Here is a 22,336-nt window from a genome sequence, read left to right on the forward strand (position 1 = left end):
GTCAGCCTCCCAGCCGGCCCAGTTTCCTTGCGACGTTCCTGTTCAACTGCTCGCGCCACCGGTCGCGATGGCTCCGAGCCCCTTCGCCGCCGGCCAGCGCCGCGCAGAAACCCTCGATGTCGTCACCCAGCACCTCGTGAATGCTCTGCCCATCGGACGCTGTCTCTTCGAGCAGCCCCAGAGCATTGTCGAGAATCGGCATCAGGTTGCGGCCGGTGAAGTCCGCGTAGGGAAAAAGGTGACCCTTGATCTTCTCCCACGCCGCCCGGTAGTCGGCCGGCAACGCCTCGGCTCGGGCTTCGAACGCCTTCCATTCCCTGGTGAGATCGCTGCCTGTCATGGTCTCCCAGAAGTTCATCTGCCGCCCTCCTTGAGCTTGTCGATCCGTGAGGAGACGTACTCCCATTTCGCCCAGAACCTCGCGAGTTCTTCGCGCCCCGCGTCGTTGAGCGCGTAGAACTTGCGCGGCGGGCCCACCCCGGACGGTCGTTTCGTCACCTGGACGAGCCCGTTCTTCTCCAGTCGCAGCAAGATGGTGTACACCGTCCCCTCGACGACGTCGGTGAAGCCGAGTTCGTTCAGCCGACGCGTGATGGCGTACCCGTAGGTCTCCTCGCTGCCGATGATTTCCAGCACGCAGCCCTCAAGCGTGCCCTTCAGCATCTCCGTCAGGTCGTCCATCGTGGGTCCTCTTCGGTTCCTGGTACTTTGTAATACCGAGTACCACTACACGGTACCACAGAGTAGTGAACCGTCGCCCAACTCGGCGGTGGTACCCGTCGCCTGGTCGACGTCACTGACGACGAGATCGGCGACGCGCTCACCGCACTGTGGGGCGAGTGCGAACCCGCGACGTGGAATCGCAACCGAGCCGCGGTCGCCTCCTGGCTGAACGGGTGCCTGGTCAAGAAGCACTGGGCCGCGCCCAGCGTGCCGGCCGACGCCGAACGGCGCCGCGCCTGACTCGTTCCCTCCCGTCACAGCGTCCCGGGGAAGCCGGGGAGCACGAGGTTGAACCAGTGCTGAGCGGTGTAGGTGGTGAGCTTCCTGGCCTTGCCGGTCTTGACGTTCACCGCGTAGGCCGTGAAGGGAACGTACGGAGGGTCGAAGCTCGGGGCAGGGGCGTCGACGTCGCTCTCCTTGCACGCGAAGGGCCTGGCGAGGGCGGTGATCTCCTGAGGGCCGGTCCAGCTGCGCAGATAGACAAGATTGTCGGTCATGGACAGGCCCCGCACGGGGACCCTCCGGAGCACCTTGCCGGTTTCCCGGTCCAGGTGCACAAGATCGTCACCGCTTCTCAAGCATCCGGTGCCGGGGACCTCCACGCGCTCCACCGCGACGATGCTCTTCCCATCGGGACCGAGCCCGCCGACCAGGTAGTGCCCAGCGACGTCGACGGTCCTCGCGTTGCCCGCCGTGGACGTCTGCCAGAGGTGGCTGATGGTCTGCAGCCGCGTCTTGGGCGCGTACTCGGCCAGGGTGATCGTGTCGCCGCCCGGGGACAGACCGATGGGGTTCCAGCCGTTCGGCAACGGCCTGACCATGCGCTCGCGCATGTCGAACAGCATGGCCGGGTCCTTCAGCGGCGGTCTCTTGGTGAATGCCACGAAGCGGCCGTCGTCTGACAGCAGGAGATGGGCGATGCTGCCGAGCCACGCTCTGGGCACCTTCGTCGGGGCCGTCAGTACCGCTCCGGAGGCAAGGTCGCGCACCGCGAAGGTGCCGGCCTCGGCGTCGTAGTAGACAATCTTGCGGCCGTCCCGGCTGATCGCCAGGGGGCTTGTTCGCCCGGAGTCGGAACCGCGCAATGCCTGCGCCACCCGGTAGGTCTTGCCGCTCCGGGTGACCACCCGCCAACCGCCGTCCACGCACCCGGGCGGCACCTTGCCGTCCTCCGGCTGGCAGAGGGTCATATAAGCGTGGCTCAGCGACCCCACCCCGCGTGCGGGCAGGTCGGTCACCGTCCCGTTCCCGGGCTCGGTGGCCGCGTCCGGCTCCGCCGGCAGCAGTCGTACGGCTGCCGTCGCGGCGAGCGCGATGGCGATGACCGCGGCGGCCGCCGCGATCGGGACGACCCTGCGCCGCCGCAGCTCGCGGGTTCTGATCGTGCGCTCGGTCAGGTCCACCTGGGGCGCATCGTCAGCCATGTCGTTCAGCGCGTCTCGCAGCCAGGTCATCGTTGTGCTCCCTTCAGGTCTTCCATTTCGGCGAACTTCGGCGCCAGCTCCGGCGCGAGCGCCCGTAACCGGGCGAGTGCGTGGTGGGCTTGGCTCTTGACGGTGCCGATCGAGCAGTTCAGCAGCTTCGCGGTCTCATGCTCGGTGAGGTCCTCGTAGTAACGCAGGACGATCACCGCCCGTTGCCTGGGCGGCAGCTGAGCGAGCGCCTGCCGCATGGCGAGCCGGACGATCGTGGACTCCTCGCTGGAGTGAGACCGCTCCGGCGGCTCGGCGCTCGGCAGTTCGGCCGTCCTGACCAGCCGACGGCGCCAGGAGATGTACTGGTTGACCAGCGCCTTTCGGGCATATGCCTGAGGGCTGGCGACGTTGGCCAGCTTGGGCCAGCGCCCGAGCACCTTGATCAGCACGCTCTGCAGCAGGTCCTCGGCGAGGTGGGCATCTCCCGTGAGCAGGTACGCCGTTCGCATCAGCGACCGCTGGTGGGCGGCCATGAACTCACGGAAGCTGTCATTGTGGTCCAAGAAAACTCCTCTCGCCCGTTACCGACGTCGGCGAGTGGATGAAAGGTTGGGCCGGATCGGCCAGGACTCTTTCCAGGTCTTGGTGCACTGAACAGTGATGCCACGTGATGGCCACGTACTTAGTTGGGGCTCCTAGCAGAATGATCAGCGGGTGAGGCGTCGCCAGCAGATAATCGCGGCGGCGAGGGTCATGAAGGCCTCGTGGATGTTGTCTCGGATCTCCCAGCGGATGCGCAGGCCCTGAGTTGGTTCAATTAGTGCGCAGCGGGATCGCGGTGCACACAGTCGAGTGCTTGGTGCAGGTCGCCTGAGAGAAGGTCGTCGGCGGTGATGGTTTGGTTCCGGCCTGACACTCGATCTGTGCGAACTCAGCGACTCGGACAGCTGAGGCCGTCACCTGGGCCGGCGCGGAGAACGTCATCCGGCCTCTTGCCGGCGGTAATAGCGCGCAACGGCATGGAAAGCCTCTTTGGGTTCCCAGCCAACGTCGGGATACGTCGTGCCGTGCTGGCCGCGAGGGAGGGTGCGGACGATACTGAGTGCCGTGGCGTCGAGGTCATGACACGGGTCCTCGCTGTAGGGCGCGAGCGGGAAGCTGAAGCTCATGACGAACGCCCGGTCGACGCCGACCTGGTCAAGCAGCTGGAGCTGGTCGATGAGGAGCCTGGCCTGGGCCTGTTCATCTCGGGGGTGTACCGTCCGTACCCGCGGCCGGATGAGCTGCCTCAGGACTGGTATATGCATTCCCAGCAGGGACAATGGTGCCGCGTTGAAGGTGCTGAGGAATTCGGGGTCGTCGGCGTCCCGGCAGGCCGCGAACCCGAGTTCAGTGATGGCGACAGGCTTCCCCGTGGCCTGGAGCCGGCCGATCTTGGCCAGGTACTGGTCGGTGGCGGGGGCTTGCTGGCGGTAGTAATTGACGCCGACAACGTCGAAGTGATCCCAGTCGACTCGCTCGAACGGCAGAGCGCTGTAGGTGACCGGGCCGCTGTAGACGCGACGTACCGAGGCTTCCGCCTCCGCCAGGAATGCGCGAAGCGTGTCCTGCCGGGACAGCACAACCTCGCGGAGGCGTGGCAAGCGACTGCGCTGCGCAAGTCTGCGGCCCGGCACGATGCCGCGCATAAACAGGGTGAGCTCGTTGCCGACGCAGAACGTCAGCCGGTCCGGCCAACGTCGGAACAGCGGCTCAACCGCGGCGGCAACCTCGGTGATGTAGCGCAGCGTGCGCTGCGGCGTGGCGTTCCACAACTCGGGACCAAGCCACACGTTGAGACCGATGGATGCCGCGTAGTCGGCGGCCGCCAGCAGGCGGCGGGGGTCACGGCCGCCCAGTCGCACGGCGTTGGCGTGCAGGTCGGTCCGGATGATGTCCAGTTCCCGGCGCATCAGGGCCTGCGTGTAGTCGGGCCGCCAGTTCATGGACAGCGAGCCCGTCGAACGCCCGACGTCGTAGACCACCCCACGCTGTCGAATCACCGGCGCGGCCCGTCCTGACCCGCCGCGACCATCTTCTGGATCGCCTGGCGAGTCACACCCAGTTCCCTGGCCAGATCGGCTTGCGAAAAGCCCTGGGCTAGCAATGCGTCGATCAGCCGGCGGCGCTGCCGGGACAGCTCCCGCCCCGCGCGGGCGTTCTCGAGCGCTGCTGCGCGGACCTGCATTAGTTCGGCGAGGGGTGCAGCGTGAGCCGCCGATTCGATGTGCTTGATCATGAGTCGATTATGACAACCCCTGGTTGTCGCGCGTCAACCAGGGGTTGTCATGTACGCCACCAAGCCGCTTTGCGGCCGCGTGTTACTGCGCATATTTATCCGCCGCGAGCCACGAACCTGCAGGTCGCAGTGACGCGCCGGTCGAAGATTCGTGATCGTGAGCCAAGTCGGGTAACAGAATGATCAGCGAGGGAGACGTTGCCAGCAGATGATCGCGGCGGCGAGGGTCATGAAGGCCTCGTGGATGTCGTTTTGGATCTCCCAGCGGATGCGTAGGCGCAGGCGATCCCGGTATAGAGCACGAACAAGATGCCCGACAGCATCTTCCCATCGTCCAGACGCCTACGTCCTGGATGATCGGCACGCCGGGGCACCACCGGCAACAACCGGGTGGATCCGCGCCCACAACTCATCCGGCACGATCCACGGCGACTGTTCGCCCTTCCTCACGCCGTGATCAACCCAAAGATGATCAGCCGTATTCCTAGATCATTTGTTAGGAGTTCTTATGGTCGCCGTGGATCCGTTCCTGGGCAGCCTGGCGGGGGGGTCATGCGGTGCCGGGATGTGACCTGGAAATCCTGAGCGTCACGCCGGCGGCCGGGCGAGTTTGACGGCGACGGCGTCGAGGATCCAGTCCAGGCCGGTCGCGAAGGACGTCTCGGCGTCCACCTCCGTGCCGTCGTGCACGAGCTTGGCCAGCGCGGGGAAGCGGCCCGTGGCCAGCACCCTGCTCACATACGGGCCGTGGGCGCGCTGCCAGTCACGCTTGGACAGGCCCGTGGCGCGCTCGGCCCGCAGGTTCGCGACCTCGCGCCTGATCGCGCCAGTGAGGTAGGCGCTGACGGTCTCCACGGCGCGCATGACGGTGTCGATGTCGGCGAGGCCGTCGAGGGCGGCCAGCGTGTCCTCACTTACGGCGAGGGCGTTCGGGCCCAGGGCCGGACGGCCGCCGAGCAGGTCGGCCAGCCATTCGTGACGGAGAGCGGCCTTCCTGGTGCGCTCGGCGTGGACGCGCAGCGCCTCCCGCCAGTCGCCGGGCTGCTCCTCGGGGAGGATCTCGGCGTGGACCTCGTCCACCATGAGGTCGAACAGCTCCTCCTTGGTGGAGATGTATTGGTACAGCCGCATCGGGCCGACGTCCAGCCGGGCGGCGACCTTGCGCAACGACACCGCCTCAAGCCCGCCCTCGTCGGCCAGCGCGATGGCGGCGGCGACGATGCGCTCCCGGTCGAGCGGCGCGGGGCGAGTCGGCGGCTCCGGCCGGTCCCACACAGTCATGGATACATCGTACTGTTGCGATACACCGTCTCAGCAAAATACAGTGTATCGACATGAGACACCGTATCGCCGTGATTGGGGGCGGCCCCGCCGGCCTTACCTTCGCCCGCGTCCTGCACCGCCACGATCACCCCGTCACCATCCTCGAACGCGATCCCGCCCCCGACGCCCGTCCCCCGGGCGGCACGCTGGACCTGCACGAAAACCTGGGCCAGCTCGCGCTGGGCAAGGCGGGGCTGCTGGCGGAGTTCCAGGCGCTGTCCCGTCCTGAGGGGCAGGCCATGCGCATCCTGGACGTGGACGGGACCGTCCTCCGCGACTGGCAACCCCGTCCGGATGACCGGGCCAATCCCGAGATCGACCGCGGGCAACTCCGTGACCTGCTGCTCGGCCCTCTGGACGTTCGGTGGGGGAGCGGCGTGACAGAGGTGGTGCCGGGGACCCGGGATGGCGTGCTGGTCCGTTTCGCGGACGGGCGACAGGAGACGTTCGACCTCGTGGTCGGCGCGGACGGCGCCTGGTCCCGGGTCCGCCCGGCAGTCTCGTCCGCGACGCCGCACTACACCGGCGTCACCCTGGTCGAGACCTCCCTGGACGACGTCGACACCCGCCACCCCGACCTCGCCCGGCTGATCGGCGACGGTTCCGTGGCTGTGTACGGCGTGAATCGCGGCCTTGTCGCCCAGCGCAACAGCGGCGGCCACGTCAAGGTGTACGCCCAGTTCCGCGCGCCGCTGGACTGGCACACGGACCTGGATCGGCATATGGGCCTGCGCCGGCGCGCGGGCCTGGACGCGGGCCTGGACCTGGCCGACGCCGAGGCCGAGGCCATGCGATCAAGTTTGCTGGCTCTGTTCGACGGCTGGGCCGCTCCCGTCCTCGACCTCCTCCGCCACGGCACCGCTTTCGTCCACCGCCCCCTCTACGTCCTGCCCGTGTCCCACACCTGGGCCCACGTCCCCGGGGTGACGCTCCTGGGCGACGCCGCGCACCTGATGCCCCCATTGGGGGTGGGCGCGAACCTTGCGATGCTGGAAGGCGCCGAACTCGCCGAGTCCGTCGCCGCCGCCCCCGGCCCCGGCGATCGGGACGAGGCCGTCCGCGCCTTCGAGGAACAGATGTGGGCACGGGCCGGCAGGTTGGCGAAGATCACGGCGGCCGGTCTGGAACGCCTCGTGAGTCCGGACCCCACCGAAGCCCTCGCCCTCTTCGACGAAGTTCAGCCATCCTGACTGCCGAACGCGAGAGCACCAGCGGCTCGCCACGGCTTCACGGGGCAGCACGGCACCGCCGGCGACGTGGCGCCCCGCCATCGGGTGACGCCCGTCCCTCCCTCTACGAGCTGGGCTGGACTGGAGACCACACGCTACTCACTGGCCAAGTTGGTGGACTCTGCACCACTAACGGGACTTTTCGTTCCGATGCTCGTCATGCCCCGAGACGGCGCCGTACGTGGGCCGCGGCGTGGGCCGGCAATCCTGGGAGCACCCTTCGAACCGGGCCGAGTCGATGGGCGTGAACGACGTCGGCGGCACGCCCTTCAGCGCGCCGATCATCGTGTCCTTCCAGATCGGCCCGGGAAGCGTGGCCCCGGCCACCGCCCCGTAGTACCGCCCGCCGATCGTCACCCCGATCAGCTTGTGCTCCTGGGCGCCGCGCGGGTCCCCGATGCTCACCGCGGCGGCCAGGTCCGGGGTGAACCCGGCGAACCACGCGGCGGCGTAGTCGTCGGTGGTGCCGGTCTTACCCGCCGCGTCGCGCCCGATGCCGCCCACCCCGCGCATCGTGCCCTTGGTGAGCACGCCGGTCAGCACCTCGGCCGTGGCGTCGGCGATCCCGGGGTCGAGCGCCTGGCGGCACTTCGGCCGGTACGTGGTGGCCTTTCCGCTTCGGTCGGTGATCCGGGTGATCGCCATCGGCGCGCAGTACGTGCCGCGCGCCGCGATCGCCGCGTACGCGTTGGCCACCGTCACCGGATCCATCTCGTTGATGCCGAGCGTGAACGTCTCGTACTCCTGCAGCCCGCGACCGTCCGACCGGCGGATACCCAGCGACTTGGCCGTGGTGACCGACTCGCAGAGCCCCACCCGCTGCTCCAGTTCCATGAAGAAGGTGTTCACCGAGCCCCAGGTGCCGGTCCGCAACGTCTTCCATCCGGGGAAGCCTTCGTCGTTGGTGACCGTGTGCGTCGGGTCGCCGATCTTCTCGCCCTTGCAGGTCGTGAACGTCGAGTAGCCCGGCGCCCGGTACCCGGCGCCCGCGCTCAGGCCGTCGTCGAGCTTCATGCCCTTCTTCAGCGCGCCGATCAGGGTGAAGGTCTTGAACGTGGAGCCCGCCTGGAACCCGACTCCGCCGCCGTGCGCGGCGTCCGCCACCAGGTTGTACGAGATCTCGTTCCTGGCCGTGTCGTTGCCGTACGGCTTGCTCGCCGCCATGGCCCTGATCGCTCCGGTGCCCGGCTGGACCAGTGCCTCGGAGGCGACGGGGTCGTCGGAGGCGTGCACATACTTCTTGATCGCCTGATCCGCGGCTGCCTGCATGGCCGGGTCGATCGTGGTCCTGATCGTCAGGCCGCCGCGGTTGAGCATCTCGAGGCGCGCTTCGGCGGTCGTGCCGAAGGCGGGATTGTTCAGGATCTCCTGGCGGATATAAAGGCAGAAGTACGGATATTTGCTGGGCTCGCAACCACCGGGAAGCTTCGTGCCCCTGTAGCCGAGCTTGGTGGCCTTCGCCGCGGCCGCCTCCTCCTGGGTGATCTTGCCCAGCTCGGCCATCCGGTTCAGCACGACGTCACGGCGGTCCCGCAGCCTCTGACGATGCTTCCGGCCGAGGTTCGGGTCGGTGGCGTTCGGATCCTGTACGGCGCCCGCCAGCGTCGCCGCCTGCGGCAGGGTGAGCCTGCCGGCCCTGACGCCGAAGAAGCGCTTGGCCGCCGCCTCGACGCCGTAGGCACCGGCGCCGAAGTAGGCGATATTCAGATATTTCTCGAGAATCTGGTCTTTGGTGTACTTCTTCTCGACCCCCATGGCGTACCGCAACTCGTTCACCTTGCGCGCGTAGCTGGCCTCCAGGGCGGCGTTACGCTCCGCGTCGGTGCCGGCGGAGGTGAGCAGCACCTGCTTGACGTACTGCTGCGTGATGCTCGACCCACCCTGGCTCACCCTGCCCGCCTGCAGGTTCTTGGCCAGCGCCCGAATCGTGCCCTCGAGGTCGATCGCGCCATGCTCGTAGAAGCGATAGTCCTCGATCGCGACGATCGCCGTCTTCATGACCTCGGCGATCTTGTCGAAGCCGACGACCTCCCGGTACTCCTCGTAGAAGCGTGCGATCTCGCCCCCCCCTTGGCGTCCTGCACGATCGTGACCTCGGCCGGCGGCGGCTCGACGAGGTCGACCGGCCTGAGGTCCACCGCGTCCGCCGCCGACATGAACCCGAGAGCCGCGCTTCCCCCGGCCGGGGCCACGATCCCCGCCGCGAGCACGCCCGCTGCCGCGCTCGCGGCGGCGAGCCGTACGATCTTCGTTCCCCGCCGCGACATCAGAGCCTGCCGAGCCCGCGGGCCAGGATGGTGTCGCTCAGGGTGATGGCCCCGTCGTACAGCTGAGCGACGGTCAGGCCGTTCTTGACGTGCGTGTCGGTGACCGGCGAGCCGGGCTTGGGCTCGCCGGACGGCTGCACCCGTACGAAGGCCGCGCCGAGGACACCACCGGCCAGGGGAGAGGTCGTCGATGCGATGGCTTCCCGCGCTGCCATGAGCGGGCGAGGGCGGAGATTTCGCATGTGATGTCCTTTGCCTGTCATTCGTGAAGGCAGGAGCAAAGCAGACCCGATCAGACGATGTCCAATAGTGATATCGGGATGAAATTAATATCCAATTCCATATAAGTGCTGGTCGCGGCACTTCTGGAGAGCCGCGTCAGGGCAGACGGTACGGAAGTGGATATGGCCGCGCTGTGGGCGGCGGTGAAGGAGGTCACGCCCCGAACGCCGCCACGGGGTACTAGCTGGTGGCGCGCCAGGTGAGGGAGAGTCCGGTCACGGCGCGTTCGGTACGGATCTCCATCATGGTGCCCAGGATGGTGGCATGGTCGGACACGACGGGAACGGCGTCGGGCGTATAGGTGATCCGGGTGCTGACGAGTACAGCGCTGCCCTCAGGCTCGTGAAGGCGGCGCGCGGCAGCGGGGTCGAGCAGGCCGGGCCGGACCACCTCGGACGCGCGGGCGACCGCCACTCCCGCGTCGGCGAGCGCCGTGTAGAGGGAGACAGTGGTGAAGTCGCGGTCGCGGATCTGGTCGGCCACCGGCTGGCGGACCCAGGACACCTGGTGAACGGCGGGACGGCCCGCGAACTCGCGGATCCGCTCCAGCCGCAGGGCGGTGTCGCCGGGACGCAGCCGCAGCTCCGCGGCGATCCGGGCGGGGGCCCGGCGCAACGCCCGCCCGGCCACCACGGTGCGCACGTCGTGGCCCTGTTCCCGCAGATCGTCGGCCAGACTGCGGAGCGAGCCGAGCTGGTACGCCAGGTGGGGCGGGGCCACGAACGTGCCCTTGCCGGGCCGCTGCACGATCAGCCTCTCGTCACTGAGCTCCCGCAACGCCTGGCGCAGCGTCATGAGGGTCACCCCGTAGGAGGCGCTCAGCTCCCGTTGCGGGGGCAGGGCCTCCCCGGGGGCGTAGTGTCCCGACCGGATCTTCGCGGCGAGGTCGGCGGCGATGGCGCGGTATCTCGTCTCGTGCCCGGCGTCGGGGGTCATCGTGGTGCGTCACTCCTGGTCGAGGGCCCGGCGCAGGGTCGCGAGGAAGGCCCGCAGGTCGTCCGGCCCCGCCCCGTCGAGCACCCGCCGCATGACCGCGGCCCCGACCACCACGCCGTCGGCGTACCGGCCGGCCTCCCGCGCCTGGTCGGGCGTGGAAATGCCAAATCCTAGCAAGACCGGCCGGTCGGTGGCGCGTCTGATCCGCGCGGTGAGCTCCGCCGCCGAGGCGGCGAGGGCGGCCCGCTCGCCGGTGGTGCCCATCAGCGACACCGCGTAGACGAATCCGCGGCTGCGGCGCGAGATCTCCTCCAGCCTCGGCCGCGGCGTCGCCGGCGACGCCAGCAGGACCAGTTCGACTCCGGCGGCGGCGGCCACGTCCGTCAGCTCGTCCGCCTCGTGCACCGGCAGGTCGGGCACGATCAGACCGCTGACGCCGGCCCGGCGCAGCGCGGCGCAGAACGCCTCGGGCCCGTCATGCAGCACCAGGTTGTAGTAGGTGCTGGCGACCAGCGGCACGCCCAGGTCCCGGACCTCGGCCAGGTCGGCGAGGATCCGGCGGGTGCTCGCCCCCCGGGCCAGCGCCGTGTCGCTCGCCTGCTGGATGGTGACGCCGTCGAGCGTGGGGTCGGAGAACGGCAGGCCGAGCTCGATCGCGTCCGCGCCGGCGTCGACGAACGCTTTCAGGTATCGCGTCCAGCCGGGCGTGATACCTCCGGTGACGTACGGCATGAGCAGACCGCGACCGGTGTCCCGGCGGGCACGCAGGTGGCGTTCGACCACGCCCGGGGCCAGGATGTTCGTCACACCAGCTCCTTCAGGGTAGAGATGTCCTTGTCGCCCCGGCCGGACAGCGTCATCAGGACCGTCGATCCGGCGGGCAGCTCGCCGCCCGCCGCGCGGATCACCCAGGCGAGGGCGTGCGCCGATTCGAGCGCCGGGACGATGCCCTCGGTGCGCGCCAGCCGTACCGCCGCGGCGACCGCCTCCTCGTCGGTCACCGTGACGTACCGGGCCCGGCCCAGGTCGCGCAGGTGGGCGTGCTCCGGGCCGACTCCCGGGTAGTCGAGCCCGGGGGCGATAGAGTGCGCCTCGACGATCTGCCCGTCGTCGTCCTGCAGGAACAGCGAGCGGCAGCCGTGGAGGACGCCGAGCCTGCCGCGGGCGGCCCCGGCGCCGCCCTCCGCCTCGACACCGACGAAGCGCGCCGAGGTGTCGGCGAAGCCGGCGAACGTGCCGGCCGCGTTGGAGCCGCCGCCGACGCACGCGACCACGTGGTCCGGCACGCCGGTCCGCAGTTCGGCGGCACACTGCCCGCGGGCCTCGTCGCCGATGACCCGCTGGAACTCCCTGACCATCCACGGGTACGGATCCGGCCCGATGACCGAGCCGACGCAGTAGTGGGAGTCGCCGGTGACGCCCACCCAGTGCCGCATGGCCTCGCTGGTCGCGTCCTTGAGCGTGCGGCTGCCCGTGGTGACCGGGATCACCTCGGCACCCAGCATGCGCATCCGGAAGACGTTCAACGCCTGCCGCTCGATGTCGCGCTCGCCCATGAAGACCGTGGCCTCGAGCCCGAGCAGCGCGGCGGCGGTCGCGGTGGCCACCCCGTGCTGGCCCGCTCCCGTCTCGGCGATCAACCTGCGCCGTCCCATCCGCGCGGCGAGCAGGGCCTGGCCCAGCACATTGTTGATCTTGTGTGACCCGGTGTGGGTGAGGTCCTCGCGCTTGAGGTACAGCCGCACGCCCAGCTCCTGCGACAGCCGCCGGGCCGGTGTGAGCGGAGTCGGCCGTCCGGCGTGAAGGGCGAGCAGTTCCGCCAGGGCACCGCGGAAGCCCGGATCCGCCCGCGCCTCCCGGAACGCCTCGTCCACCTCGCGGCACGCCTCCACCAGAGACTCCGGCGCGTACCTCCCGCCGTACTCGCCGAACCGGCCCCGCGCCCGGGGATCGCCCATCGTCCCGCTCGCCGGGACGGGCTCACGCCATGGCGACACATCTCGCATCCCACGCTCACCTCGTTCTATAACTCTGCAGAGAGTTCTATAACAGTGAGTGTGGCATGGACGGCGTGGGACGCGCCACCCCCGGCCGGTCCCGCTCGGCGGCGCGCGAGTTGGGGTGCCGTCAAAAGACGCGTCACCAGCCGCGAACGAGCGCGTTCCTGCAGGTCTGCGGCAGGGTGCATACATGATCACGTCGACGCCGATCACCGACTGCCCGGCGGGAAACTCGGATGCGAGGGTCGGTGGGGTGGTGTGTGATCGGGGCATGGCGATCGAGATGGGTGGGCCCGGGGTCGACGGGCTCGATGACGTGGTGCGGGTGTTGGGGGAGTGGCAGCACGACGGAGGGCCCGTGCAGGTGCATCCGGGGGATGTGGGGTGGTTCTGGCGCTTCGGAGCGAAGCGGACGGCGGAGGCTACGCGGACCTGGAGTCGGGGCGGGGAGGTTCTGGCGGTCGGGCTGCTGGACGGTGCGGAGTTGCTGCGGTTGGCGTTCGCGCCGGAGGCGTTGCGGGACGAGGAGTTGGCGCAGCGGGTGGCCGAGGACGTGTCGGCACCTGAGCATGGTGTGCTGCTCGAGGGCAAGGTGTACGTCGAAGCGCCGGTGGGTGCGCTGGTCCAGGACCTGTTGTTCAAGGACGGCTGGGAGAGTGGCGAGCCATGGACGCTACTTCGGCGTGACCTCGGCGCCCCTGTGCCGGATCCCGGCGTTCGCGTCGAGGTGATCGGGCCGGAACAGGCGCACGAGTGGGCCGCGGTCCTGCGGGCGTCGTTCGACGGGTCGACGTTCACCGACGAGCGCTGGCGCGCGATGGCGGCAGGTGCGCCGTATGTCGACGCGCGGTGCCTGGTCGTTCGCAATGAGCAGGGCGAGGCGGTGGCGGCCGTGGCGGTGTGGTCGGCGGGTGAGGGTAAGCCAGGGCTGATCGAGCCGATGGGGGTGCACCGGGCACACCGCGGTCACGGTTACGGCCGAGCGATCACGGTCGCCGCGGCGCGCGCACTTCAGGAGTTGGGTTCGTCCAGCGTGGTCGTGTGCTGCCCTAGCTCCAATGTCGGCGCCGTCGCCACCTACCAGTCGGCCGGCCTCGAGCAGTTGTCCGAGAGACGGGACCTGTACCGCAACGCTTCCTGAGGCTTTCGGTGTGGGGTCGCGGTGTGGCCGGTGATCGCGAGGCCGGTCTCGGCGAGGCAGCCACCTCAGGTGTCGCACCGGACAAAACCGGAGCAGTGTGATCCGCCGAGCCTGCGCGACCGATAGCCTGTGTCATCGTGGCGCGCGCTCTGACCTTGCCGATGTTGTTCGTGGTGTGCGGCGTCGTCGTGGCGGCCGTGCGAATCGCCGCAGGGTCCCCGGTCGCCGCCGGTATAGCGCTGCTGGTGTTCCTGCTGCTCGCCGGACTGTACTCGCCGCTGGCGTTCCCGAGGTCGATCGACGCGGTGGAGGCGCAACGCCGCAGCGCCATCGACGGTCGGCCGATCGTCTACTGGCGGGCGGGCTGCAAGTACTGCCTGCGGCTGCGGATCCGGTTGGGCCGCGACGCCCGCCGGCTGCATTGGGTCGACATCTGGCGCGACCCGGCGGGTGCGGCGGCGGTGAGGGCCGCCACCGGTGGCGACGAGACGGTGCCGACCGTGGTGCTGGCGGGCCGGCCGTACATCAACCCGGACCCTGGGTGGGTGCGCGAACAACTACCCCAATCCACCTGAAGCGGTCAAACCAGCTCGGCCAGGCGCGGCGGAGGGATTCACCGGCACGCAAGGCCGACCCGCACAGGCCCAGGACAGACGCCACTATTTGCTCAAGAAGCAAGCGAAAAGGGGCAGAAGCGTGGAGCCGGAGCAGCATTGGACGCGATCCGGGGTAAGGCTGCGTCAGGTCGGGTCCCGCAGCGGGCGCTGGAACTGGCTGCTCGTCCCAGGAGGCCCCGGAATGGGAGCCGAGTCGGTCGCCGGACTCGCCCAGGTGGCGCATCTCCCCGGAACCGTGTGGCTGGTCGACCTGCCAGGCGACGGGTCCACGCACACTTCGACGACACCTACCGGCTTCGCTGGACACCCCGAGCGCAGCCGACTCTGATCATCAGCGGCACCGAGGACCACGTCGTCGACCAGCAGCTGTGGGGACAGGAGGACGCCTTCCGCCAGGCGCATGTCCTGCACCGGGGCATCGCCGACGCGGGGCACTTTCCTTGGATCGAGAACCCAGAAGGCGTCCGCGCGGCGTTCGGAGACCTCGTCGACATGCTCGACCGCCCGTCCCAGCCTTCGCAGAACTAGGAAGATCAGCCATCCGGGTCGACGTCCGGCCCGAGTTCGTCAAGGCGCTGGACTTCGCCCGCACCATCACGAGGGCCGTCCCCCATCAGCGGGTCATCGTCACCGTGCACGAGATGACAGCGACTCGGCCGCGCCGCCGCCGGACCCCTCGCCACAGGACGTGCCGCGAGTGACCGGCTCCCTGGTCGCCGACCAGGTGCGCGCCGACGACCTGCTGCGGATGTTCGGCCCTGAGGGGCCGCCGACCCCGCTGGGATCGGCATGGCCCAGAGAAGGTGCGATCTCAAGAAAATTAAGATCGACATCTTGAAAGTTAAAGATGTCCTGGGTATAACTTTGAATATGACAGAGCAGGCGATGGACTGGCAGGAACTCACGAACCTGACCCGGGGCCAGCCGTTCGTCGTCGAGCGGGTGCGCCTGGCAGGCAGCGGCGTCGCGATCGAGGGCGAGTTCGAACTACCGCAACTGGCTCAGCTCAACGTCGAAGATCAGATCTTCGTCACGGCGTTCGTGCGGTGCCACGGTTCCATCAAGCAGATGGAACGGATCTTCGGGGTGAGCTACCCGACGATCAAATCCCGACTGAACCGGATCACACAGATGCTCGACTTCGTCGAGACCGATCCGGCGCCCTCGCGGGCCGACATCATCGACCGGTTGCGCCGCGGCGAGATCACCGCACAGCAGGCATTGTCCGAACTGGAGGGCCGCACGTGATGCCGCAGTTGATGACCGTACGGGTCAAACGCCCGAACCGTCGCCGCATCCGGATCTGGGTCCCGGTACTCCCCGTAGCGCTCGTGCTCTCACCGGTCGTGGTCCTGGCCGCCCTCGCGGCAGCCGTGGCCTGCCTCATATACCGCGTCGATGCGGTGCGGGCACTCGGCACCAGTTGGCGCATCGTCTCGGCGTTGCCCGGCACCCGAATCGACATCGAGCACGACCGTACGGCCGTGCACGTCGCCATCCGATAGGAGAGGTTCCGATGAACGAACAGCGCAAGGACATCCTCGACATGCTGGCCGAGGGCAAGATCACCGCAGAGGAGGCGGAGCAGCTCATCGCCGCGCTCGAACACGACCAGCCGCCCGCGGCGTCCAGACTCGACGCCCGGCCGAAGGGCAAGGCGAAGTACCTGCGGGTGGTGGTGCACACCCTTGAGGGCGGCGAGCCGGGGCGGGTCGACGTGCGGGTGCCGCTGCAGCTGCTGCGGGCCGGCGTACAGCTGGCGGCCCTGATCCCGCCACAGGCACTCGATCGGGCCAACACCCAGCTGAACCAGTCGGGCGTGCCGTTCGACCTGACGCAGCTCAAGCCCGAACAACTCGAGGCGCTCGTGGACCACCTCGACGAGATGACCGTGGAGGTCGACCAGCCCGACGCCCACGTGCGCGTCTTCTGCGAGTAGGCGCCATCCACCTGGACGGACCCCCGAGAGAGTGCTGCGCCACCCTCCCCAGACCGCGCCCGCAACAGCAGAGCACGGCGAACGGAACCCCGATCCGCGTCCCCGCGGTCTACCTCAATGGCCAGTTCGCCACCCAGTGGTACTGGCGGCGGGTCATCGCTGAACTGGGGACAGGGTGGCGGCACATCGCCTACGACGAGCGGGCTCGCGGCAAATCGGAGCGCTCGGCGGACTATTCCTTCGAGGTCGGACCGCGGGACGAAGGGATGACGCCGGATTCCGTGCCATATCGGAGCTGGACGAGGACGATGGCGGAGCGTCGGAAGCTCACGGGGCACTGATCGGCCTGCGGCCGTCGCCGTCACCTACACGGGGCGGGTGTGCACGCCGATGCCGCCGGAGACGATCAGATTGTCGCCCGTGATGTAGCTGGCACCGTCGGATGCGAGGAAGGCGACAGCTTCGGCAATGTCGGCAGGGGCTCCGACGCGGCCGAGGGGAACGCCGTCACCCCAGGAGGCGATCGTGTCCGGGGAGATACCCATCTTGCTGTACGCGGGGGTGTTGATCAGGCCGGGGCTTACCGCGTTGACCCGGATACGGCGTGGGGCGAGTTCGATGGCCAGGGAGCGCACGAGAGGCAGCAGAGCTCCCTTGGCAGCGGTCATGGCGGCGCCGAGTCCCTCGCCGGCGCGTTGCGCCTGTTCACGCAGCAGGGGTACGACGAGACGACCATCGCGCAGATCGCCCGCGAGGCCGGTGTCTCCCAGCGCACCCTCTTCCGTTACTTCGGCACCAAGGAAGACCTCATCGGCGGCAGCCAGGAGCAGTTCATCGCCCTCCTGACGGAAACCGTCCGCAAGCAGCCCGTCGATGTCGGCGCCTGGGAGGCGTCGCGTGCCGCATTCAAGGCCGCGCTCTCCCTCCATGCAAGTCCCGAGCAGGCGCTGGAGCGCTTCCGCTTGGCGCACCACACCGACTCGCTGCACGCCGCCTATCTTGGGAAGCGCGTGCGCTGCCAGGAGGAGCTACTGCCACTGCTCGAAGCCAGACTGGCACCCTCGGGGGCGGACAGAGGGCAAGCCCGCGCCGTCGTTGCGGCAGCGTTCGCGGCCGGGGCGGGACGCCGCCGAGCTGACCGCGCTGGCGGACCATATCACCGCTCACGGCCTGGTGCTGGAGATGCTCGCCGGCCCCCTGAAGGTAGCGGGCGGAGTGGATGGTGCGCCGCATCCGCCCTCATTCCTTCAACGCAGCGGCCGTTGGGTTGTCCGCGATCGCTACGGGGACTTCGATCTCGATCGCGGTGGGCCCGGCCGGATAGGCCTGGTTCTGCTCCTTCAGAGGCTGCGGGCGGTGATGTCGCCGTTGGAGGTGGTGGCGCGGATGTCGAGTTCGGCGGTGCCATCGTTCTTGAGGGCGTTGCTGATGCGGCCGTAGCTGGTACCGGCGTCCAGGGCGGCCGAGACGCCGGCGGCGGCGGCGACCGAAATGTCGCCGGACTGGGTGCGGAGCACGACCGTGCCGCGCACGGCCTCGGTGATCCTGATGTCGCCCCTTGCGGTGCTGATCTCCGCGGGGCCGTTGAGCCGGCCGATCTCGACGTCGCCGTCGATCGCAGTGAGGCGGACGCTCGCGGCCTCGTCGATCTTGATCTGGCGGTACGCGCCTTCGAAGGCGACGTCGCCAAGGCGGCCGACGCCGCGGAGTTCGGAGCTGGCGGTCTTGGCCTCGATGTGCGAGCCGGCGGGCAGCTGGACGGTGACCTCCAGGGATCCGGAGGGGCTGAAGAGCTGGTTCTTGGGCTCGGGGGTGTGGATCCGCAGGACGCCGTCGGCGTAGGCGACGGTGGTCTGCTCGGCGGCCTCAACGTCGCGGCTCTTGGAGGGGTTGGCGGGCAGGACCTCGACGGTGGTGTCGGCGCGGTCGGCGGCGATGAACTGGATGCGTCCGGCAGGGATGGCCAGGACGGCGGAGATCGGGGCGGGGGTGTCGAACTTCTGCATCGTGCTCTCCGGTGCTCACTTGTTGTTTCTGTTGCCGGAAACGCTACGTTGCTTTCCAAAATCAAGCAACGCACTCGTTGCACATAATCGACATCTATGCAGGTAGGTCCTGCGAAATCGTTGCAACGGACTTGGGAGTAACGCAACGGTAGCCGCCTCGATCATTGCAATGGGTGAGAAGTGAACGCTATGGTGGGAGCCTCGGGGACCACCACGAAGGATCACCAAGGAGATCGCGATGCCGGGAGGCAGGCTCACCCAGCAGGAACGCCAGCAGATCGCGCTGGGGCTGGCCGACAGCCTCCCCTACGCCGAGATCGCCCGACGCCTCGACCGTCCGACCTCGACGATCACGCGTGAGGTGATGCGTAACGGCGGCCCCAGCGCCTACCGCGCGGACCTGGCCCACCGCGCCACCGAACGCCGCGCTCACCGGCGCAGGCCCGCTTCCTCCCGCGGGCCGGAGTCGGTCCGCCAGCCACACGGACGCGACGCCGAGGCCGTGGCCGAGTACGAGGAGACGCTCACCACCGTCCTCATGGCTTCTGGTCTGCCCAAGATGACGGCCCGGGTGCTGACCTGCCTGTTCACCACCGACGCGGGCAGCCTCACCGCGTCCCAACTCGCCCAGCGCCTCCAGGTCAGCCCGGCGTCCATCTCCAAAGCGATCGCCTTTCTGGAGAGCCAGAGCCTCGTCCGCCGAGAACGTGACGAACGTCGCCGCGACCGCTACGTCGTCGACGACGAACTCTTCTACCAGGCGACGATCGCCAGCGCCCGATCCAACGACCAACTCGTCGAAACCGCACGCCAAGGCGTCGCCATCCTCGGCCCCCGCACCCCCGCCGCCACCCGCCTGGAGAACATCGCCCGCTTCCTCGACTTCATCAGCGAAAGCATCACCCGCGCCGCCGAACAGGCCCGCGAAGTCCTGCACACCAAACCCGAAACCACCTCAAACGACACCGCCCAACCACGTTCAGACCACGGGTAGACAGCCGTCTCGATCGTCACAGCAGTGAGCAGGCTGGTGACCTCGGCGATCGCCTCCACCGAGGGATGGAAGCAGCGGCATCAGGCTGGACGAGGTGCCAGGAGAACATGGTCAGATCATGGTGGGTATTGATCACCTTGGACACCGCGAGCACAAGATCGTCGAATTTCTCCTCGCGCCCGTGACCGATCTTGGATGGCCACGACTCTGCAAGGCCCGCAGTGATCGTGCTATGAGTCGACCTTACCCACGCCGTGCCGGTCAGATGCCGCGGACGACTGCCAGTACGTGAGTGGGAACATCTGGTGCTCTACGCGATCGTCGGGGCTGGATCCGGACTCGTCATGGGCACGCTGCCCAAGCTGATCGCCGACCTGGTGCCGCTCGACAGGACCGGCACCGCCAACGGGATCAACAACATCGCGCGCGCTGCCGGCAGCGTCGTCGGCAGCCAGCTCGCCGCCGCGGTCATCGCCTCCAGCATCTCCTCCGGAGCCGCCGGAGTGCCGGACTCCGCCTTCACCACCTTGTTCTGGCTGGGCGCGGCCGCCGCCGTCCTCGGGGCCGCCCTGTCACCGCTCGCCGTCCTCGGGGCCGCCCCGGCATCGTCGGCGCGACCCGCCGAACGGGAACTCCACGCGTAGCCCGTCCCTTCAGAGGAACGGCCCCGGACCCGCGCGGTCCGAGGCCGTGGAGTGTCGTTCGTCAGAGCCGGTCAGGATGATCGGGTTTCTCGTCCTGCCGCCGACCGGGATTCCGCTCTCATGCCGGCTGGAGAGTCCACGACTGCTTGCCGTGAAGGTCGGGGCTGTCTCCCAGCAGGACGGCGGGGCGTTTCGGACCGAAGTCGGTCACGTAGCCGAGCCCCCGCGCGATGGTGACCCGGCCGTCGCCGGTATCGCCGACGATCCAGGTGTGCCGGGGACCCGGCTCGCAGGGCAGCGTGGCGACCATCGGAGGATAGATCCGCTCCAGGGCGGTGCTCATGCAGGTGCCGGTGGTCGCGTGCCGGATCATGACGCTGTCGCCGTCGCCGGTGGGTACGAGGATCCACCTGGTGTCGCACGCGCCGGGCAGGACCTTCGAGTTGAATCCGCCTTCTCCTCGCAGGCACGCCCCCTCCGAGTTGACGATCTGGTACGTCCCCGGCCGGACCGGGACGGACGGCGCCGCCGACGCGGGGGCGGCGAGGGCGACGGGGATGGCCGCGGCCAGCACGGTGGCGGCGGAGGCGAGACGGATACGCACGAGGAGCCCCTTCCTTGCGACTACTTTGCGTCACTGATTATTACGTAACGCATCCGAAAAGGCCCGGCAAACGGACCGACTGATTACGTGGCGTAGTCGTTTCGAATGCGCTCGCTGGCCGGACTCCCGGCCTGGAAGGATGGCCGCCCATGACGGCGATCATGCGGCGATATGCGGATGTGGGCGATCTACGCGCGATGCAGAGGCTGACGCAGCGCGTGTGGTCGGTGGCCAGCCCTCATCACGTCGGCGACCTGGCCTGGGGCCGCCTGATGTACACGCTCGACCGGGCGGACTGGCCCATCGCCCTGTGGGAGGCCGGCGGTCGCGTGGTCGCCTGGGGGTGGGCGCACCTGCCCGACGATCTCCGGCTGCAGGTGGATCCGGCGTTCCCGGAGCTGGTCGAGGAGATCCTGGCCTGGTTCGACGAGTCGGCCGCCGGCGGACCGCGCGAGATCAACGTGCTCGACGCTCAGAGGGAGTTGCATGACGCGCTCGTCCGCCATGGATACCGACCGCGGGACGACGCGCCCTACTTCCGCTATCACTCCCGGCCGCTCACCGACCTGCCCGAACCCGTGCTGCCGGACGGCTTCACCGCTCGTGCCGTACGCGGTGATCACGACGTGGACCGGCGCGTCGCCGTCCACCAGGCCGCGTGGAGTTCGACCGGCGTCACGACCGAGTCCTATCGGGCGATCATGGACGCGTGGCCGTACCGGCCGGAGCTGGACTGGATCGTCGAGGCTCCCGACGGTCGCTTCGCCGCGAACTGCCTGATCTGGTATGACGACGCCCACCGCGTCGGGCTCATCGAGCCCGTCGGCACCGACCCCGCCCACCGCCGCCGCGGGCTCTCCCGGGCGGTGTGCCTGGCCGCCCTCCACGCGCTCCGTCGCGCCGGCGCCACCAGCTCGATCGTCTGCCCGCGCGGTGACGAGGACTATCCCGTTCCCCAAGCGCTCTACCGCGGCCTGGGATTTCACCCCTACGCGCGTACGCACACCTACGTCAAACTGGGGCAGACCGAGTGAAGCACCTTCCGCCTCCTTCATGCGACGATGCGGACATGACCCATGCCACCGGCTCGCACGTGGTGAGGGGCCTCCAGGAGAGAGCGGCTCGGGCGCTGCCCGCGGAGCACGTCGAGCACGCGGGCGGGTGGTGGTTACGCCTCGCGCCCACCTGCTCCTGGTGGGTGGGAACGGTACTACCGCACGGCGACGCCGGGCCGGAGGAGCTGGCGCGCAGGGTGGGGGAGGCCGAAGAGTTCTACGGCCGGCACGGCCTGGACACGCGCTTCCAGATCAGCCCGCGAGCCTGCCCTGACGCCCTCGACGCGTTGTTGGCGGATCGCGGCTACCGCCGTGGCGGCCGGATGTCATTACAGGCGGCTTCGACCGCGCGGGTGCTGGAGCAGGCGTCGGGGTCGACGCGGGTGCGGGTGGACGACCGGCCGGCAGGCGAGTGGTTCGAGGTCTGGCACGCCGTGCACGGTCACGACGGTGAGTGGGACCTGCTCGGCCGGGTGGAGCGGCCCAGCGCCTACGCCTCGGTGAGCGTCGGAGCCGATGTGATCGCGGTGGGCCGGGCGGTCGCCGACGACGGCTGGGCCGGGGTGTTCGGGATGGCGACGCTTCCGCGGGCACGGGGGAAGGGCGCGGCCCGCGAGGTGCTCGCCGCGCTGGCAGGCTGGGCTCGCACGCAGGCGGCGGATCGCATGTATCTGCAGGTGGAATGCGAGAACCACGCTGCCGTACGGCTGTACGCGTGGGCGGGTTTCCAGGAGGTGTGCGGCTACCACTACCGCGTGGCGCCGTGAGCGTCGCCGCGTGGCGGTCAGCCGTTGTCGTCCCCTGGGGTCCCGGGGGCGCGGCCTGACAGGCGTACGGCCCCGGGACCGTACGCGAGGGGATCGCTCAGCACGCACCCGCTGGG

Annotated in this window: 26 protein-coding genes and 1 pseudogene; 12 read left to right on the forward strand and 15 right to left on the reverse strand. The window is 69.0% G+C overall.

The features are described from left to right. Window position 1: 1 nt before the first annotated feature. The 7 genes from IMZ11_RS10915 to IMZ11_RS10945 all read right to left on the reverse strand — a co-directional run bounded on the left by IMZ11_RS10915 (window position 2) and on the right by IMZ11_RS10945 (window position 5,697). Complete coding sequence (locus IMZ11_RS10915) at window positions 2–358, reverse strand: DUF1048 domain-containing protein (protein WP_061258500.1); 357 nt, start codon at window positions 356–358, stop codon at window positions 2–4. Next, window positions 355–681, reverse strand: a complete 327-nt coding sequence (locus IMZ11_RS10920) for a PadR family transcriptional regulator (RefSeq protein WP_228640247.1) — start codon at window positions 679–681, stop codon at window positions 355–357. Before IMZ11_RS10920 ends, IMZ11_RS10915 begins: the two co-directional genes overlap by 4 nt. A gap of 296 nt (window positions 682–977) precedes the next feature. Then, on the reverse strand, window positions 978–2,177 hold the full coding sequence (locus IMZ11_RS10925) for a hypothetical protein (RefSeq protein ID WP_228640251.1): 1,200 nt from the start codon (window positions 2,175–2,177) through the stop codon (window positions 978–980). After that, window positions 2,174–2,701, reverse strand: coding sequence for a SigE family RNA polymerase sigma factor (locus tag IMZ11_RS10930; RefSeq protein WP_228640253.1), 528 nt, complete (start codon window positions 2,699–2,701; stop codon window positions 2,174–2,176). The genes IMZ11_RS10925 and IMZ11_RS10930 overlap by 4 nt, the downstream gene beginning before the upstream one ends. A gap of 417 nt (window positions 2,702–3,118) precedes the next feature. Continuing rightward, the gene (locus tag IMZ11_RS10935; RefSeq protein WP_228640255.1) at window positions 3,119–4,162 is read right to left on the reverse strand and encodes a hypothetical protein; all 1,044 of its coding nucleotides are present in this window, start codon (window positions 4,160–4,162) and stop codon (window positions 3,119–3,121) included. Between the two features lie 14 nt (window positions 4,163–4,176). Continuing rightward, on the reverse strand, window positions 4,177–4,416 hold the full coding sequence (locus IMZ11_RS10940; protein ID WP_228640257.1) for a TrfB-related DNA-binding protein: 240 nt from the start codon (window positions 4,414–4,416) through the stop codon (window positions 4,177–4,179). A gap of 588 nt (window positions 4,417–5,004) precedes the next feature. Beyond that, a complete protein-coding gene (locus tag IMZ11_RS10945) occupies window positions 5,005–5,697 on the reverse strand; it encodes a TetR/AcrR family transcriptional regulator (protein WP_228640259.1) in 693 nt (230 codons plus the stop codon). Window positions 5,698–5,750: 53 nt separating this feature from the next. Between IMZ11_RS10945 and IMZ11_RS10950 the strand changes: the two genes are divergently transcribed. After that, window positions 5,751–6,929 (forward strand): NAD(P)/FAD-dependent oxidoreductase, encoded by a 1,179-nt coding sequence (locus IMZ11_RS10950; RefSeq protein WP_228640261.1) that lies wholly within the window; start codon window positions 5,751–5,753, stop codon window positions 6,927–6,929. A 168-nt stretch (window positions 6,930–7,097) separates the two neighbouring features. Here the strand turns inward: IMZ11_RS10950 and IMZ11_RS46150 are convergent, their stop codons facing one another. From IMZ11_RS46150 to trpB, 5 genes are all read right to left on the reverse strand, one after another. Then, the gene (locus IMZ11_RS46150) at window positions 7,098–9,026 is read right to left on the reverse strand and encodes a transglycosylase domain-containing protein (RefSeq protein ID WP_228640500.1); all 1,929 of its coding nucleotides are present in this window, start codon (window positions 9,024–9,026) and stop codon (window positions 7,098–7,100) included. A gap of 208 nt (window positions 9,027–9,234) precedes the next feature. Beyond that, entirely contained in the window at window positions 9,235–9,477 is a 243-nt protein-coding gene (locus IMZ11_RS10960) for a hypothetical protein (protein WP_228640264.1), read from the reverse strand. A 220-nt stretch (window positions 9,478–9,697) separates the two neighbouring features. Continuing rightward, on the reverse strand, window positions 9,698–10,453 hold the full coding sequence (locus IMZ11_RS10965) for a GntR family transcriptional regulator (protein ID WP_228640266.1): 756 nt from the start codon (window positions 10,451–10,453) through the stop codon (window positions 9,698–9,700). A gap of 9 nt (window positions 10,454–10,462) precedes the next feature. Then, a complete protein-coding gene (gene trpA, locus IMZ11_RS10970) occupies window positions 10,463–11,260 on the reverse strand; it encodes a tryptophan synthase subunit alpha (protein ID WP_228640268.1) in 798 nt (265 codons plus the stop codon). Then, entirely contained in the window at window positions 11,257–12,459 is a 1,203-nt protein-coding gene (trpB, locus tag IMZ11_RS10975; protein ID WP_228640270.1) for a tryptophan synthase subunit beta, read from the reverse strand. The genes trpA and trpB overlap by 4 nt, the downstream gene beginning before the upstream one ends. A 265-nt stretch (window positions 12,460–12,724) precedes the next feature. Between trpB and IMZ11_RS10980 the strand changes: the two genes are divergently transcribed. The 6 genes from IMZ11_RS10980 (at window position 12,725) to IMZ11_RS11005 (ending at window position 16,150) form a co-directional block, all read left to right on the forward strand. Beyond that, window positions 12,725–13,594 (forward strand): N-acetyltransferase, encoded by an 870-nt coding sequence (locus IMZ11_RS10980; RefSeq protein WP_228640272.1) that lies wholly within the window; start codon window positions 12,725–12,727, stop codon window positions 13,592–13,594. A 137-nt stretch (window positions 13,595–13,731) separates the two neighbouring features. Continuing rightward, complete coding sequence (locus tag IMZ11_RS10985; protein WP_228640274.1) at window positions 13,732–14,169, forward strand: glutaredoxin domain-containing protein; 438 nt, start codon at window positions 13,732–13,734, stop codon at window positions 14,167–14,169. 279 nt (window positions 14,170–14,448) lie between these two features. Then, window positions 14,449–14,739, forward strand: a complete 291-nt coding sequence (locus tag IMZ11_RS10990; protein WP_228640277.1) for an alpha/beta fold hydrolase — start codon at window positions 14,449–14,451, stop codon at window positions 14,737–14,739. A 342-nt stretch (window positions 14,740–15,081) separates the two neighbouring features. Beyond that, complete coding sequence (locus tag IMZ11_RS10995) at window positions 15,082–15,459, forward strand: DUF2089 domain-containing protein (RefSeq protein ID WP_228640279.1); 378 nt, start codon at window positions 15,082–15,084, stop codon at window positions 15,457–15,459. Further along, entirely contained in the window at window positions 15,456–15,716 is a 261-nt protein-coding gene (locus tag IMZ11_RS11000) for a hypothetical protein (RefSeq protein ID WP_228640282.1), read from the forward strand. The genes IMZ11_RS10995 and IMZ11_RS11000 overlap by 4 nt, the downstream gene beginning before the upstream one ends. Window positions 15,717–15,727: 11 nt before the next feature. Next, window positions 15,728–16,150: a DUF2089 domain-containing protein gene (locus tag IMZ11_RS11005; RefSeq protein WP_228640284.1), complete on the forward strand. Its 423-nt coding sequence runs from the start codon at window positions 15,728–15,730 to the stop codon at window positions 16,148–16,150. Between the two features lie 365 nt (window positions 16,151–16,515). On the opposite strand, the gene IMZ11_RS11010 is transcribed toward IMZ11_RS11005, so the two are convergent. Further along, window positions 16,516–16,866, reverse strand: coding sequence for an SDR family oxidoreductase (locus tag IMZ11_RS11010; protein ID WP_374462259.1), 351 nt, complete (start codon window positions 16,864–16,866; stop codon window positions 16,516–16,518). On the opposite strand from IMZ11_RS11010, the pseudogene IMZ11_RS45140 reads away from it, so the two are divergent. Then, window positions 16,846–16,902, forward strand: a pseudogene (locus tag IMZ11_RS45140) (TetR family transcriptional regulator); the annotation flags it as partial. The gene IMZ11_RS11010 and the pseudogene IMZ11_RS45140 sit on opposite strands and share 21 nt — an antisense overlap. 588 nt (window positions 16,903–17,490) lie before the next feature. On the opposite strand, the gene IMZ11_RS11020 reads toward IMZ11_RS45140, so the two are convergent. Further along, window positions 17,491–18,156 (reverse strand): DUF4097 family beta strand repeat-containing protein, encoded by a 666-nt coding sequence (locus IMZ11_RS11020; protein ID WP_228640287.1) that lies wholly within the window; start codon window positions 18,154–18,156, stop codon window positions 17,491–17,493. Between the two features lie 238 nt (window positions 18,157–18,394). Between IMZ11_RS11020 and IMZ11_RS46665 the strand changes: the two genes are divergently transcribed. After that, window positions 18,395–19,150, forward strand: a complete 756-nt coding sequence (locus IMZ11_RS46665) for a helix-turn-helix domain-containing protein (RefSeq protein WP_374462256.1) — start codon at window positions 18,395–18,397, stop codon at window positions 19,148–19,150. Window positions 19,151–19,455: 305 nt separating this feature from the next. Then, complete coding sequence (locus IMZ11_RS11035; protein WP_228640289.1) at window positions 19,456–19,794, forward strand: hypothetical protein; 339 nt, start codon at window positions 19,456–19,458, stop codon at window positions 19,792–19,794. 118 nt (window positions 19,795–19,912) lie between these two features. Here IMZ11_RS11035 and IMZ11_RS11040 read toward each other — a convergent pair whose 3' ends face one another. Further along, window positions 19,913–20,398, reverse strand: a complete 486-nt coding sequence (locus IMZ11_RS11040) for an RICIN domain-containing protein (RefSeq protein ID WP_228640292.1) — start codon at window positions 20,396–20,398, stop codon at window positions 19,913–19,915. Window positions 20,399–20,547: 149 nt separating this feature from the next. Here IMZ11_RS11040 and IMZ11_RS11045 point away from each other — a divergent pair, with 149 nt between their 5' ends. Next, entirely contained in the window at window positions 20,548–21,432 is an 885-nt protein-coding gene (locus tag IMZ11_RS11045) for a GNAT family N-acetyltransferase (protein ID WP_228640295.1), read from the forward strand. A gap of 35 nt (window positions 21,433–21,467) precedes the next feature. Beyond that, window positions 21,468–22,220: a GNAT family N-acetyltransferase gene (locus tag IMZ11_RS11050; RefSeq protein WP_228640299.1), complete on the forward strand. Its 753-nt coding sequence runs from the start codon at window positions 21,468–21,470 to the stop codon at window positions 22,218–22,220. Window positions 22,221–22,336 lie beyond the last annotated feature (116 nt).

The organism is Microtetraspora sp. AC03309, from assembly GCF_020826795.1.
Lineage (GTDB): Bacteria > Actinomycetota > Actinomycetes > Streptosporangiales > Streptosporangiaceae > Microtetraspora > Microtetraspora glauca.

Coding starts and splice junctions, on each gene's coding strand:
- IMZ11_RS10915 (WP_061258500.1), bottom strand. CDS start 358: ATGAACTTCTGGGAGACCATGACAGGCAGCGATCTCACCAGGGAATGG.
- IMZ11_RS10920 (WP_228640247.1), bottom strand. CDS start 681: ATGGACGACCTGACGGAGATGCTGAAGGGCACGCTTGAGGGCTGCGTG.
- IMZ11_RS10925 (WP_228640251.1), bottom strand. CDS start 2,177: ATGACCTGGCTGCGAGACGCGCTGAACGACATGGCTGACGATGCGCCC.
- IMZ11_RS10940 (WP_228640257.1), bottom strand. CDS start 4,416: ATGATCAAGCACATCGAATCGGCGGCTCACGCTGCACCCCTCGCCGAA.
- IMZ11_RS10945 (WP_228640259.1), bottom strand. CDS start 5,697: ATGACTGTGTGGGACCGGCCGGAGCCGCCGACTCGCCCCGCGCCGCTC.
- IMZ11_RS10950 (WP_228640261.1), top strand. CDS start 5,751: ATGAGACACCGTATCGCCGTGATTGGGGGCGGCCCCGCCGGCCTTACC.
- IMZ11_RS10960 (WP_228640264.1), bottom strand. CDS start 9,477: ATGCGAAATCTCCGCCCTCGCCCGCTCATGGCAGCGCGGGAAGCCATC.
- IMZ11_RS10965 (WP_228640266.1), bottom strand. CDS start 10,453: ATGACCCCCGACGCCGGGCACGAGACGAGATACCGCGCCATCGCCGCC.
- trpB (WP_228640270.1), bottom strand. CDS start 12,459: ATGCGAGATGTGTCGCCATGGCGTGAGCCCGTCCCGGCGAGCGGGACG.
- IMZ11_RS10980 (WP_228640272.1), top strand. CDS start 12,725: ATGGCGATCGAGATGGGTGGGCCCGGGGTCGACGGGCTCGATGACGTG.
- IMZ11_RS10995 (WP_228640279.1), top strand. CDS start 15,082: ATGACAGAGCAGGCGATGGACTGGCAGGAACTCACGAACCTGACCCGG.
- IMZ11_RS11005 (WP_228640284.1), top strand. CDS start 15,728: ATGAACGAACAGCGCAAGGACATCCTCGACATGCTGGCCGAGGGCAAG.
- IMZ11_RS11020 (WP_228640287.1), bottom strand. CDS start 18,156: ATGCAGAAGTTCGACACCCCCGCCCCGATCTCCGCCGTCCTGGCCATC.
- IMZ11_RS46665 (WP_374462256.1), top strand. CDS start 18,395: ATGCCGGGAGGCAGGCTCACCCAGCAGGAACGCCAGCAGATCGCGCTG.
- IMZ11_RS11045 (WP_228640295.1), top strand. CDS start 20,548: ATGACGGCGATCATGCGGCGATATGCGGATGTGGGCGATCTACGCGCG.
- IMZ11_RS11050 (WP_228640299.1), top strand. CDS start 21,468: ATGACCCATGCCACCGGCTCGCACGTGGTGAGGGGCCTCCAGGAGAGA.